This is a genomic window from Actomonas aquatica, from assembly GCF_019679435.2.
In the GTDB taxonomy this organism is placed as follows: Bacteria; Verrucomicrobiota; Verrucomicrobiia; order Opitutales; family Opitutaceae; genus Actomonas; species Actomonas aquatica.
On record NZ_CP139781.1, the window covers coordinates 1,876,942 to 1,890,940 of the forward strand.

The following is a 13,999-nucleotide window of genomic DNA, read 5'->3' on the forward strand; positions in this document are numbered from 1 at the left end:
TCGCCTGTCATCACGATGCGGCGCCTGCGCCTCCTCACCCCACCATGAATTCGCCTGCTTCCCGCTCTTTGCTTCGTCGTCTGAGTCTGGTCCTCGCCTTGGGGCTCACCCTCAGCACCCACGCCCAGACCCTGCGCTTCGCCGAGACGCCCTTCGGCACCTCCACGTTTTCGGGCGGCGCCTTTAAGGTCGCCCCCGGCTCAGATGTCAGTCTCGACATCGATCCCACCAGCCTCCCCCCCGAGGCGACCGTCCAGTGGTTTCACGACGCTACGCCCATTCCCGGCGCGACCGCTACCGCGCTCGATCTGGTCAACCTGAGCAGCGCCGACACCGGCAACTACCGCGTGCAGCTCACCACCCCGCTCGGCACCAGCTGGAGTCGCGACACGCTCACCATCAATGTCCAGCCGCTGCCGCCGTCCGGCATCGATCCCTCCTTCCAGGGGAACCTCCTGCCGGATGAACTCCGCACCAGCCAACACTATTCCCAAGGCTTCCTGAGCGACGGCCGGCCCATCGTCGCCTACGAAACTGCCAGCACCCGCCGTCTGGCCGTGCTCGGCCTCGACGGTTCCCTGCTGCACTATTTTGACTGCCCCAGCACCAACGGCCCGCTTCTCACCACCACCGCCGACGATCGTTTGGTGTTTGCTCAAGCCCCCTACCTGCGCAGCTCAACCGGAGAACCGCTCGACTTCACCCTGCCCGAGACACTGGACCCCACCTTGCCGCTCGACCAAGCCCTCCCACTGGCCGATGGCAAACTCCTCCTTCGCCAGCAAAACACCGTGCTGCGCTGCCTCGCCGACGGCACTTCCGATCCAACCTTCACGCCCATCGTCTGGAGCAACGCCGACATCCGTGCTTGTTCCGTGGATACACTCCGACGCCTCTACGTGTGGGGCAACGCCACCCGTCCTCACGACCGGTGGATTGATGAGCTGGAAAAATCCGAATGGTGCACGCGCTACACGACGGACGGTTCCATCGACCCGAGTTTCACCGGCATCCAAGCCGACAGCATCTACGACTTCAAGGAATGGGACTTTGCGCTCCACGTGACGCCTTTGACCGATGGTCGTATTTTGGTCCAACAAAGCGAGGGATCCGGGGCAAACTACTTTCAACTCCACTCCGCCAGCGGCGAACTCATCGCCGGCTCGACCACCGACAGACTCGTCTGCCTCTTCCCGCCGCAAGTCGACGTCTCCCGAGACTACCTCTACCTGTTCGACGAACAACTGCGACGCTACAGCATCACCGCCACCGGACTGACGCTCAAAACGGATGCCTACTTCGGCCTCATCGAGGAAACGTGGCGCTACCAATTCCACGCACTCGCGCCGACCGGGGAGCTTTACACCCATACCCCCGCCGACGTGAACAAAGGGTTCGTCCGACTCCGGCAGGATCTCACTCCGCCGACCTCATTGGCCCCCAAGGCGAATGCCTATGTCGCCCCCTGGGATTACAGTGCAGGGGATACCGCGACGCTGGCCCCCAGCACCCCCGCAGCCGACTCGGAATCCTACGAGTGGATCGCTCTCGATGGCCAACCGCTGGACACCGCCGCTGCCGCCCAGCACACGCTCATCATGGCGAACGTCTCCGCCGCGCAACTCGGCCGCTACCAGCTCCGGGTCACCAACGCCTACGGCAGCACCCTCAGCCCAGTCGTCGCCCTCACCGCAACCGACCGCCCGACCGCCCTCGCCAACCTCTCCGGGCGAGCCGTGCCCGGCAGCGGGGACGATGTCTTGATCGTCGGCTTCAGCGCCCGGCGTCAGGCAGGCACGGGGCCCTGGTTCATGTTCCGCGGCGTCGGTCCGGGCCTTATCCCGCACGGCATCACTCACCCGGTGGCCGATCCCGCTCTCCTCCTCTTCGACAGCACCGGAGACGAAATTGGCGACAACGACTCTTGGGATGAAACCACCAACATGCGCGACCGTTTCGACGTGCTGGCCTCACGGGTGGGTGCCTTTACCCTCCAAGCTGGCAGTGGCGATGCTGCCCTCGAACGAACGCTTCCCGGTGCCACGCCGTTCAGCCTGCAACTCGTCAACCGTGGCGCCACCACCGGACCGGGTCTGCTCGAAATCTACGAAACGACCGACGAGCCTCATGGTCTCCAAAACCTCTCTTTCCGCGCGCGCACCGGTCCCGGCGATGCCGCCGCCACCGCCGGCTTTGTCGTCCGCGACCCCGCCGGTTTCGACCGCCCGGCCCGCCTGCTGTTGCGCGCGGTCGGCCCGGGCCTGACCGCCTTCAACGTCAACAACACCTTGACTGCGCCACGACTCGTGCTGCGCGACGCCAGCGGCACCGTCATCCGCGCCGCCGCCACCTGGCACGAGGAAGCGGACGCCGCTCAGATCGCCTATGCCACCCCTCAAGTGGGCGCCTTCCCCTTGGCCGAAGACGCCACCGACGCCGCCATGCTCGTCGAGCTTCCCCCCGGGGTCTTCACCATGGCGGTCGAAAGCGCCGACTCCAGCCAGACCTCGGGCATCGTCCTCCTTGAAATTTATCTTCTACCGTAAGGGCTGTCTGGGAAAGTGATCGCAATCCCGCTCGCCTCCGCCGGGTCCTGCGCTTTCGCTGTCCGCCATGCCCGTTCATCCGCGACTCTCTGAGCTTCACTCCACTCACACGGCCTGGCGGCGCGATCTGCACGCCCATCCGGAGATGCTCTACGATACCGTGCGCACGGCTGGCTTCGTCGCCGACAAACTGCGCGAGTTCGGCTGCGATGAGGTGGTGACCGGCGTCGGCCGCGTCGGCGTCGTGGGCGTCATCCACGGTCAGTCCCGCGTCTCCGATCGGGTCGTCGGCCTGCGCGCCGACATGGACGCCTTGCCGATCAACGAGGACACCGGTGCCGCCCATGCCTCCCTCAACCCCGGCGTCATGCACGCCTGCGGTCACGATGGCCACACCACCATGCTACTCGCCGCGGCCCAAGTGCTGGCCGAGACCCGTAACTTCGACGGCTCCGCCGTGCTCATTTTCCAACCCGCCGAAGAGGGTGGCGGCGGCGGCAAGGCCATGTGTGACGACGGCCTCATGGAGCGCTTCGGCATCCAGGAGGTTTACGGCATGCACAACATGCCCACCCTGCCCGTCGGCTCCTTCGCCATCCGGCCCGGTCCGTTCTTCGCGTCGGCCGACGAATGGATCATCGAAGTCACCGGCCGCGGCGGCCACGCCGCCATGCCGCACCTGACGATCGACCCGACGGTCGTTGCCTCCCACCTCACCCTCGCCCTGCAAACCATCGCCTCGCGCACCGTCGATCCGATGCTGCCGGTGGTGGTCTCCGTCACCAGCTTCCGCACCGCCAGCGACGCCTTCAACGTGATCCCACCCAGCGTCGAACTCCGCGGCACCGTGCGTGCCCTCTCGGCCGAGGCCCGTGAGATCGCTCTGCGCCGCGTCACCGAAATCGCCACCCACACCGCCGCCACCTTCGGCGCCACCGCGACCTGCCGCGAATACAAGCTGGGTTATCCGGTGACCACCAATCACCCCCTCGAAACCCAGCATGCCCTCACCGCGGCCCGCGCCATCGCCGGGAACGAGCAGGTAAACGCCAACGCCCCCGCCGTCCTCGGCGCCGAGGACTTTGCCTTCATGCTCAACGAGCGTCCGGGCGCCTACATCCTCACCGGCAACGGCGACACCGCCAACCTCCACCACCCGGCCTACGATTTCGACGATGCTGCCATCCCGCACGGTGCGTCCTTCTGGATCGAACTGATCGAGCAGCGCCTGCCTTTGGGTTCCTGAGCATATGACCGCGCGTTGGCAGCGCCTCCTCGGGCAACTCGGTCCGGGTCTCGCTTGGTTGGTGCTGGTCTGCGGCGGCCTCACGCTCGTGCCCGACTACGGGCTCTACATCGACGAATACACCAACCACTTCTTCGGCGTCACGTGGTATGACTATGCCCGCGACGTCATCGTGGACGGCCAACCCATCGCCCCGCTCAACGGCGCCACCGATCACGATGTGGTGCACGGCCCGATCTTCGAGATGGCCCTCGCTTGGCTTGGCCGAAGCGTCCTTCACCTCGAAGGCCTGCCCGCTGTCATTCACCTGCGCCATGCCGCCGTCTGGCTGAGTTTCTGCGCCGCGGTGTTGATGGTGTATGGGCTCGCTCGGCAGCTCGGCCTCGGCCGTGGTTGGGCCCTCGTCGCCGGCGGGTTTACCCTCTGCCAACCGCGCATCTTTTCCCACGCCTTCTACGACTCGGTGGATATTTCGTTTCTGGCGTTCTACGCCGCCGGCCTGCTCAGCTTGGTGTGGTATGCGCGCCGCCCCCACCTCGGGCGACTAGTCCTTCATGCGGTGGCCTGCGCCTGCGCGATCTCCGTGCGCTCCATCGGCGCGGTCCTCCCGATCCTCACCGGCGGCGTCATCCTCTACCACCTCATCACCGCTACCGCCGCGACCTCCACTGTATCCGGCAAAGCACGACATCCGCGCTGGCGACTGATTGGCCACGGGCTGCTGTATCCGCTCCTCGTCTTTGGCGTGACGGTCCTGAGCTGGCCCTTCCTCTGGAACCATCCGCTCGATCGCCTCGCCGAGGTCGTGCAACTTACACCACGCGTCGGCTGGGCCGGCAAGGTGCTCTACGGCGGCACCGAGATCATCACCACCGACCTGCCCTGGCACTACGTTCCGGTGTGGATCCTCATCACCACGCCCGTGGCCATAAGCCTGCTCACCCTCGTCGGCGGGCTCGATCTGCTGGTGGCGACGTTGCGTCATCCGTGGCGGACCTGTCGGGAGCGCTTGCCCGAACTCTGCGTCGCCGGCGCGTTCGCGGGTCCGCTCGCCGCCGTGATTCTACTGCGCGCCGAGGTCTATGACGGCTGGCGGCATTTGTTCTTCATCTACCCGGCCATGTGCCTGCTCGCCGCGCTCGGCCTGCACCGCGCCAGCCAATGGACCCGCGCCCTCCTCCCCGCCACGTGGCACCGCCCGGCCTTCGCCACCGGGGCCCTGCTCATCGCCCTCAACCTCGGCGCGATGGTGCTCTTCGCTGTCCGCCACCACCCCTACCAGAACCTCTATTTTAATCGCCTCGCCGGTCCCGATCTGCCCACCGCCAAGAGCCGCTTTGAGCTTGATTTCTGGGGGCTGTCCTACCTCGAAGCGCTGCGCCATCTCGTGGCCACCCAACCCGACGGTCCGCTGCGCATCTACCACGGCCAAAACGCCATGCTCGCGATCAACCGCACCATGTTGGCCGACGCCGATCACCACCGCATCCAGCAGGTCGAATACGACGCCGCAGAGTGGGTGTTCAGCAACTACCGCCAACGTCGCCACGGTTACCCCGACCTCGCGGAGTATTATTCCCTCATCATCGACGACGCCAAGGTCATCACCATCTACCGCAAGGATCCCGCGCAGCCTTAACATGAGCCGCGCGCGCAGCCCTGCATTGCGTTACCGGGCGCCCCGATCACACGCTCGCCGTTGTGAGACTTCTGGCCCCGTTTTTGTTGCTGCTGCTGTTACCCTGGTCCGGCACCGCGGCTGATTTCCCCGGCGAAACCTCCACGTGGAATGGCTACGTTCGCCACGACTTCGTCTTCGAGGGTCACGAGGCCATCGTGGTGGTCCCCGATCAACCCGCTCCCGGACGCCCTTGGTTGTGGCGTGCCCGCTTCTGGGGTCACGCGCCCGAGTCCGATGTCCTCCTGCTCGAACGTGGTTTCCATATCGCCTACTGCGATGTGGCCGACCTCTTCGGCTCTCCCACCGCCGTCGAACGTTGGAATCACTTCTACACCGCTATGACCCGCGACTACGGCCTGGCCCCCAAGGTCGCGCTCAAGGGCCTCAGCCGCGGTGGCCTTATCATCTACAACTGGGCCAAGGCCAACCCCGACAAGGTCTCCTGCATCTACGGCGACGCCCCCGTCTGCGACCTGCGCAGCTGGCCGGGTTCGCGCCGCGACCTGCCACGCTGGCAGGTGGTGCTCGATCTCTACGGTCTCAGCGAAGACGAAATCGATACCGCGCCCGTCAGCCCTATCCACGGCTTGAAGCCGCTCGCCGCCGCCGGCGTGCCGCTGCTCCATGTCGTCGGCGATCGGGATGAAACCGTGCCGGTGGCCGACAACACCGCGGTGCTCGCCGCCCGCTATCGTGCCCTCGGCGGCTCCATCACGATCATCCACAAACCCGACGTCGCCCATCACCCGCACGGACTGGAGGATTCCACGCCCATTGTGGATTTTATCCTCGCGCACACACCGGCCCCGGACGCCGCTCGTCCCTGAATTCCCCGCCCTCCCCTGCAATCGGACAATCGCGCTTGTCGCGCGGCGCGTTTAGCGCTCTGGGTATTCGTTTCCATGAGCTCTGAATCCGTCGAAAACGTCGTCATCGTAGGCACCGGCTGTGCCGGCCTCACCGCCGCCATTTACACCGGCCGCGCCAATCTCAACCCTCTCGTGCTCGAGGGCACCCAGCCCGGCGGACAGCTCACCACGACGTCCGAAGTCGAAAACTTCCCCGGTTTCCCCGAGGGCGTGGACGGCTTCATGCTCATGGACAACCTGCGCAAGCAGGCCACCAAGTTCGGCGCCCGCTTCCAGCAGTCGCTCGTCGACTCCGTCGATTTCACCAGCATGCCCCGCAAACTCGTCTGCGGCGGTAAAACCATCCTGGCCAAGTGCGTCATCATCGCCACCGGCGCCTCCCCGCGCCTCACCGGCGTCCCCGGTGAAAAGGAACTCTACGGCGGCAAGGGCGTGACCACCTGCGCCACCTGCGACGGTGCCTTCTACCGCAAGATGGACGTCGCCGTCATCGGCGGTGGCGACAGCGCCGCCGAAGAGGCCCTCTTCCTCACCCGTTTCTGCAGCAAGGTTTACCTCGTCCACCGCCGCGACGAATTGCGCGCCTCCAAGATCATGGCCGAGCGCGCCACCTCCCACGAAAAGATCGAGATGGTCTGGGACAGCGTGCCCGTCGCCGTCGAAGGCGTCGAAGAAGGCGCCGTGAGCGGCCTGCGCATCAAGAACGTCAAAACCGGCACGGAAAGCACCCTGCCGATCAAGGGCCTCTTCGTCGCCATCGGCCACGTGCCCAACACCGGCCCCTTCGCCGCCGCCCTCGAGACCGAGGACAACGGCTACTTCAAGCCCGCCGCCGGCTCCCAGGTGAAGACCTCCGTCCCCGGCGTGTATGTCGCCGGCGACTGTGCCGACCACGTCTACCGCCAGGCCATCACCGCCGCCGGCATGGGCTGCGCCGCCGCCATCGAGGCCGAGCGCTGGCTCGCCGAGCAGGAGTAAAGGCCCGGACGACCGGCTCTCCCCCCCATCCGATCAAGGCGCGCCCACCCGGCGCGCCTTTTCATTATCTTTCATGTTGCCCGGGCCGGATGCGCCAAACGCACTGGCCCCGTGTCTGACACCCCTGCTGCCCCTGCCCCGCCCCCTTCCTGGGGCCAGATCGAACGTCTCCGCCCGGCCGAGATCGAAGCCATCGCCGCCGCCACCCCCATCGCTTACCTGCCTTGGGGCGCCCTCGAATACCACGGCACCCACGCCGCCACCGGCCTCGACAGCCTGAAGGCCCACGCCCTCTGCCAGGCGCTCGCTCGCGAGCTCGGCGGCCTCGTTTACCCCGCCGTCAACCTCGCGGCCAACACCATCAAAACCGCCCCCGATCTCAGCTTCCCGCGGCACTCGATCGATTTTTCCGAAAACACCCTGCGCCTCGTCGCCCGCGAGTATTTCGCCCAACTCGCCGATGAGGGCTATCGCGTCGTTTTCATCCTCTGCGGTCACGTCGGCCAACCTCACTACGATATCCTCAAAGCCGAAGCCCAACGCGCCGACGCCGCGCACGCGGCCACCACGTTCATCGCGTCCTCCGAAACCGACCTCGTTTCGCCCGACCTCTTCATCGTCAACCACGCAGCTCTCGGCGAGGTCGCCCTGCTCATGGCCTCCGATCCGGACTGCGTGGACCTCTCCCAGCTGCCCGCCGATCGCGAGCCCACCCTACAGGAGGACGCCGTCTGGGGGCCCGACCCACGCCCCGCCACCGCCGAACTCGGCCAACGCTTCACCGCCGCGTTTGTCGCCGCCGCCGCCGCCCGCCTGCGCCCGCTGTTGGACGCTCCTGCCCATCCTAAGTCTCAACTTCTGCCCCGGCCGGATCGTCGGGCATAAAGCCCGACCCACCTTACTCACCAGCGTTCACCCGATTGTGGGTCGGGCTTTACGCCCGACATCCTCGCCCGCTCCTCTTTATGAACTATCGCACGCTCGGCCGCACCGGCCTTTCCGTCAGTGAAATTAGCCTCGGCACCTGGTCCTTCGGCTCGCCCATTTACGGCGGCGTGGATCAGACCGACGCCCACGAAGCCATCCGCGCCGCCCTCGATCTCGGTATCAACAGTTTCGATACCGCTCCGCTCTACGGCACGCCCGCCGAAGACGGCATCGCCGAAAAGGTGCTCGGTCGCGCCCTCGGCGCCGATCGCGATCAGGTCACCATCACCACCAAGTTTGGTCGCTATCCCACCCGCGGACACTTGAACACCTTTTACTCCGCGGCCGGTGTCACCGAGTCGGTAGAGGACAGCCTGCGCCGCCTCGGCACCGACCGGCTTGACGTCCTGTTCTTCCACTCGCCCTTCGGCCCCGAACAGATTGAAGACGACGTCTGGGGCGCACTCGATGCCCTCAAGACCAGCGGCAAGGTGCGCTTCGTCGGCCATTCCGTTTCCCTGCCCGACAAAACCAGCGAGATGACCCGCGAGTGGGCCCGCGACGGTCGCATCGATGTGGTGCAACTCGTCATCAGCCTGATGAATCGCGAAAACACCGCGCTCATCGCCGACCTCGCCGCGCTCGATGTCGGCATCCTCGCCCGCGAGTCGCTCGCCAACGGCTTTCTCGCCGGCGTTTACACGCCCGAAACCACCTTCCCCGCCGGCCACCTCAACGCGCGCTACTCCCGCGAGGAAATCGCCGAACGCGTCGCCGTGGCGGAGCGTTACCGCGCCGAACTCGTGACCGGGGAGGTCACCTCCCTCGCCCAGGCCGCTCTGCGCTGGGTGCTCGACCAGCCCGGCATCTCCAGCGTCCTCGCCGGCTCCAGCCGGGTGAATGAGATCACCGACTGCGCCGCCGCCTCCGACGCGCCCCCCTTCTCCACCGCGCAACTCGCCGCCGCCGCCGCGATCCACACCCGGGACTACCCGCCGGCCTGAGTGGAGCGGGCACCGCCCCTCCCCCAACCTCACTCCGCATCGGATCTAGGGTGCATTACCCTATCGGCTTAACTTTGCCCGCAATGAGACGAACGAGACGCAACGCCACGCTTACCCAACCGCCCGTGGTCTTGTCGTCCCATGCAACTCAACGTCACTCATAAAATCTTCCTCGTCACCCTCACCGCCGGCGTAGCCTTGGCCGCCCTCGGAGGGATGGTGCTCGGCACGTTCAACAAGGTGGTGCACACCAATGACGAACTCGCCCTGCTCAATGAAGCGCTGAAAAACCACCAATCGGCCGACATGATGCACGACGCCATCCGCGGTGACGTCATCTCCTTCCGCCTCGCCGTCGCGACCGGAGACAAAGCGTTCGCCCAAGAAAGCGCTCAGGATCTTATCAGTCACGGCGACGACCTCAAAACCCACATCGCCGCCAACGCCGCCCTCGCCCTGCCCAAGCACATCAGTGCCCTACTGGAACCGACCTACCGCCCCCTCGAAACCTACCTGGCCGCCGGACAAAAGCTCACCGCCGCCCAGGATATCGAACCGGCCAAGTTGGCAGCCCTGCTCAATACCTTCAACACCGCCTTCGAAGATCTCGAGGGTGCCATGGGCGACGTAAGTGACGCTCTCATCGACAGCATGAAAACCACCCAAGCCGCGAGCGCGTCATTCGTGTCCGGTTTCAAACGCTCCCTGCTCATCGGCTTCTCCATCGCCGCGATCCTCCTGATCGTCGTCAGCTTGCTCGTTGCCCGCAGCGTCCCCCGTCCTTTCGCGCTCATCATCTCCGAGCTCGCGCAAACCTCCTCCCTCAATGCCAGCGCCGCCGCCCTCGTCGCTCAAACCAGCAACGAGTTGGCCGACTCCTCCAATCACCAGGCCGCGTCCCTCGAGCAGGTCGGCGCTTCCCTCGAAGAAGTGGCCGGCATGACCGCCCGCAATACCACTCACGCCGAGCGCGCCAAGACTCTCTCCGGCTCCGCCCGCCACGGCGTCGATGCCGGCAACCAAAACATGCAGCGCATGGTCTCCGCCATGGACGCCATCAAGAAGGCCTCCGAGGAAATCGCCGCCATCCTCAAGACGATCGACGAGATCGCTTTCCAAACCAACATCCTCGCCCTCAACGCCGCCGTCGAAGCCGCCCGCGCCGGTGAGGCCGGCGCCGGCTTCGCCGTCGTCGCCGACGAAGTGCGCGCTCTCGCCCAACGCTCCGCCAAGGCCGCCAGCGAGGTGGAGGGCCGCATCACCGACGCCATCCAACGCAGCGACTCCGGCGTCGCCATCTGCTCCGAGGTGTCGACGCAACTCTCCTCCATCGCCGCCCAAGTGCGCGAGGTCGACGACCTCATGGCCGAGATCGCCAGCGCCTCCCAAGAGCAGGCCCAGAACACCGCCCAGGTGAACAGCGCCGTCTCCCAGATGGACAGCTCCGTGCAGCGCACTGCCGCCCAAGCCGAGGAAAGCTCCTCCACCGCCTCCGACCTTTCCGAGCAATCCCGCGCCCTGGAATCCATCGTCAAACGCCTCAGCGACCTCGTCGGCCGCAGCGGCGCCGCCGCCGTCTCGTCCACCCCAGCCCCCGCCGGACGCGCCTCGCGCGGCAAAACCAGCGCGAAAGCTCAGCCGGCGCGCGAAGCCTCGTTTGCGGAGTTCTGAGGAGCGACTCAGCCGCTAATTTTCTGAAAGTAAGCTGCCGCCCGTGGTGTTCGCACCGCGGGCGGTTTTGTTTTTGGGACAGTGAAACGCACCTGCGATCCGCCTCTTCGACGGCGAACACGTAACCCATGTGACTTTAAGAAAGCCACTTACATCACACATCTGACGAAGAGGCTGCTCGTATTACCCTATCCTGCCCCATTCCGCCAACGCTTCGCCCCATTCTTTAGAATAATTCCAATTCCTACTTGCGAATTGGAACCATTCCAAATTCGGTGACCGAACTCTTCGACCCATGCCTGTTTCCCAAACCCAGCATATCGTCCCTGCCGAGCGGCTCTCCGCCGCCGGTCTGCGCCCCACCCCCCAGCGCGAAACCGTTTACGAAGTCCTGCTCAACAAACGCGACCACCCCACGGCCGATGAGGTGTATGTCCGTGTGAAGGAGGCCATGCCCTCCATCTCCCTCGCCACGGTTTACAACTGTCTCGAGGCCCTTGTGCAACACGAGCTCGTCCGCGCGGTGAACTTCGAGCGCGCCCCCACACGCTACTGCCCCAACCTCGTGCCCCACGCCCATTTCCACGACGAGGAGGGCCGCACCCTCGATGTCGACCTGCCCACGCCACTGCTCGAGCAGCTCCGCGCGCTTCTCCCCAACGGTTATACCGCCAAACACATTGAAATAAATTTCCACGGCCGCGCCCCTCTCTCCTGACGCCGCGTCGCGCCGCCCTTCACCACACCAAGCCTGCCTTTTCCCTCCTGCCAGTTTCCAGCTTTTCCAAATCCATATGAACACCCTCGAAATCCGAGACCTCACTGTCGCCCTCGCCGACACTCCTGATCAGCCCATCGTGAAGGGCCTCTCCCTCACGATCAAAACCGGCGAAGTCCACGCCATCATGGGCCCCAACGGCACCGGCAAGTCGACCCTCTCCAAGGCCATCGCCGGCCACCCCGATTACGAAATCACCGGCGGTGACGTGCTCATCGACGGCGAATCGATCCTCGAAATGGAGCCCGACGAGCGCGCCCGCGCCGGCATCTTCCTCGCCTTCCAATACCCGGCCGAGATCCCCGGTGTCTCCATCGCCAACTTCCTCCGCGCCGCCGAACAGGCCCGCCTCGGCGAAGGTGAAAACATCAACGCCCCCGCCTACTACAAGAAACTCTACGAGAAGATGGACATGCTGAAGATCGACCGGAAGTTCACTTCCCGCTCGGTCAACGAAGGCTTCTCCGGCGGCGAAAAGAAGCGCTGCGAGATCCTCCAGATGGCCATGCTTGAGCCCCTCTTCGCCCTCATGGATGAGACCGACTCTGGTCTCGACATCGACGCCCTCAAGATCGTCGCCGAAGGCGTCAACGCCCTCCGCGGCGACAAGCTCGGCGTGCTCATGATCACCCACTACCAGCGCCTGTTGAACTACATCGTGCCGGACTACGTGCACGTCATGTATGACGGCAAGATCGTGAAGAGCGGCGACAAATCCCTCGCCCTCCAGCTCGAAGAAAAGGGCTACGACTGGGTCAAGGAAGAGTTCGCCGCCGCGACCGCCTGATCCGCCAAAATCGAGAATCAAAAATCGAAAATTTCGACATGAAGCCACCTACCGAAACGGACGCCCCCGTCGCGCCCGAGATCGAAAATCCCGCTGAGGGCATCGATCAGTCCGCCGGCGATTTCACCTACGACGTCAAATACGACTACGACGCCGGCACCGGTCTCAGTGAAAACGTCGTGCGCTACATCAGCGACGTGAAGAAGGAAGAGGACTGGATCCGCGAGTTCCGCCTCAAGGCCCTCAAGACCTTCCAGGAAAAGCCCATGCCCACCCACTGGGCGACCAAGGATCTCGACAACATCGATTTCGACAAGATCCGTTACTACCTCGCCCAAGGCCAGGCGCCCAAGCGCACCTGGGACGAGGTGCCCGACGACATCAAGCAGACCTTCGAGCGCCTCGGTATCCCCGAGCAGGAGCGCAAGTTCCTCGCCGGCGTCGAGGCCCAGTTCGACTCCGAGGCCGCTTACTCCAACGTGAAGGAAATCGTCGCCAAGCAGGGCGTCATCTTCATGGGTTCAACCGAGGCCCTCCGCGAGCATCCCGAGATCTTCCGCAAGTGGTTCGGCAAGGTCATCCCGACCTCCGACAACAAGTTCTCCGCCCTCAACAGCGCGGTGTTCTCCGGCGGCTCCTTCATCTACGTGCCCCCGGGCGTGAAGGTGGACATGCCGCTGCAGGCCTACTTCCGCATCAACGCCGAGAACTTTGGCCAGTTCGAGCGCACCCTCATCATCGTCGATGAAGGCGCCGAGGTCACCTACATGGAGGGCTGCACCGCGCCCAAGTTCTCCACCGCCACCCTGCACTCGGCCGTGGTCGAGCTCGTGGCGATGAAGAACGCCAAGATTCAATACATCACCGTCCAAAACTGGGCCGCCAACGTCTACAACCTCGTCACCAAGCGCGGCATCGCCCACGAGGGCGCCGAGATCAAGTGGATCGACTGCAACATCGGCAGCCGTCTCACCATGAAGTATCCCGGCGTCGTCCTCAAAGGTAAGGGCGCCCGCGGTGAGGTCGTTTCCATCGCCCTCGCCAACGACGGCCAGCACCAGGACACCGGCGCCAAGATGATCCACGCCGCCGACGACACCACCTCGACCATCGTGTCGAAGTCCATCTCCGTGGGCCAGGGTGTCGCCACCTACCGCGGCGTCGTGCACATCCCGAAGCACCTCAAGGGCTGCAAAAACAACACCGAGTGCGACGCGCTCCTCATCAACTCCAACTCCCGCACCGACACCTACCCGGCCATCACCGTGCGCGGCGACAAACACGCCACCCAGCACGAGGCCTCCGTCTCCAAGGTGAGTGAAGAGATGATCTTCTACATGCAGCAGCGCGGCCTCTCCGAGGCCCAAGCCATGAGCCTCGCGGTCAATGGCTTCGTCAACGACCTCGTCCGCCAATTCCCCATGGAATACAGCGTCGAGCTCAAGCGCCTCATCGATCTCGAAATGGAAGGCAGCGTGGGCTAACGCCGCCGCGCTCCCCTTTCCGCATTTC

The 13,999-nt window shown here is 64.9% G+C and carries 11 protein-coding genes; all 11 read left to right on the forward strand.

Features of this window, described 5'->3' with window-relative positions; all coding sequences use genetic code 11:
- Positions 1–44 precede the first annotated feature (44 nt).
- The 11 genes from K1X11_RS07195 (at position 45) to sufB (ending at position 13,971) form a co-directional block, all read left to right on the forward strand.
- Positions 45–2,546 carry a hypothetical protein gene (locus tag K1X11_RS07195; RefSeq protein ID WP_221031055.1) on the forward strand — a complete coding sequence of 834 codons (2,502 nt, stop codon included), beginning with the start codon at positions 45–47 and terminating at the stop codon, positions 2,544–2,546.
- Positions 2,547–2,613: 67 nt separating this feature from the next.
- On the forward strand, positions 2,614–3,792 hold the full coding sequence (locus K1X11_RS07200; RefSeq protein ID WP_221031056.1) for an amidohydrolase: 1,179 nt from the start codon (positions 2,614–2,616) through the stop codon (positions 3,790–3,792).
- Between the two features lie 4 nt (positions 3,793–3,796).
- On the forward strand, positions 3,797–5,431 hold the full coding sequence (locus tag K1X11_RS07205) for a phospholipid carrier-dependent glycosyltransferase (protein ID WP_221031057.1): 1,635 nt from the start codon (positions 3,797–3,799) through the stop codon (positions 5,429–5,431).
- A 62-nt stretch (positions 5,432–5,493) separates the two neighbouring features.
- Entirely contained in the window at positions 5,494–6,300 is an 807-nt protein-coding gene (locus K1X11_RS07210; protein WP_221031058.1) for an alpha/beta hydrolase family protein, read from the forward strand.
- A 75-nt stretch (positions 6,301–6,375) separates the two neighbouring features.
- Positions 6,376–7,320, forward strand: coding sequence for a thioredoxin-disulfide reductase (trxB, locus tag K1X11_RS07215; protein WP_221031059.1), 945 nt, complete (start codon positions 6,376–6,378; stop codon positions 7,318–7,320).
- A 111-nt stretch (positions 7,321–7,431) separates the two neighbouring features.
- A complete protein-coding gene (locus K1X11_RS07220) occupies positions 7,432–8,205 on the forward strand; it encodes a creatininase family protein (protein ID WP_221031060.1) in 774 nt (257 codons plus the stop codon).
- Positions 8,206–8,285: 80 nt separating this feature from the next.
- Positions 8,286–9,251 carry an aldo/keto reductase gene (locus K1X11_RS07225; protein ID WP_221031061.1) on the forward strand — a complete coding sequence of 322 codons (966 nt, stop codon included), beginning with the start codon at positions 8,286–8,288 and terminating at the stop codon, positions 9,249–9,251.
- A 141-nt stretch (positions 9,252–9,392) separates the two neighbouring features.
- Complete coding sequence (locus K1X11_RS07230) at positions 9,393–10,922, forward strand: methyl-accepting chemotaxis protein (RefSeq protein WP_221031062.1); 1,530 nt, start codon at positions 9,393–9,395, stop codon at positions 10,920–10,922.
- A 295-nt stretch (positions 10,923–11,217) separates the two neighbouring features.
- Complete coding sequence (locus tag K1X11_RS07235; RefSeq protein WP_221031063.1) at positions 11,218–11,640, forward strand: Fur family transcriptional regulator; 423 nt, start codon at positions 11,218–11,220, stop codon at positions 11,638–11,640.
- A 76-nt stretch (positions 11,641–11,716) separates the two neighbouring features.
- Positions 11,717–12,487: a Fe-S cluster assembly ATPase SufC gene (gene sufC, locus K1X11_RS07240; RefSeq protein ID WP_221031064.1), complete on the forward strand. Its 771-nt coding sequence runs from the start codon at positions 11,717–11,719 to the stop codon at positions 12,485–12,487.
- Positions 12,488–12,525: 38 nt separating this feature from the next.
- Positions 12,526–13,971 (forward strand): Fe-S cluster assembly protein SufB, encoded by a 1,446-nt coding sequence (sufB, locus tag K1X11_RS07245; RefSeq protein ID WP_221031065.1) that lies wholly within the window; start codon positions 12,526–12,528, stop codon positions 13,969–13,971.
- Positions 13,972–13,999: the final 28 nt, after the last annotated feature.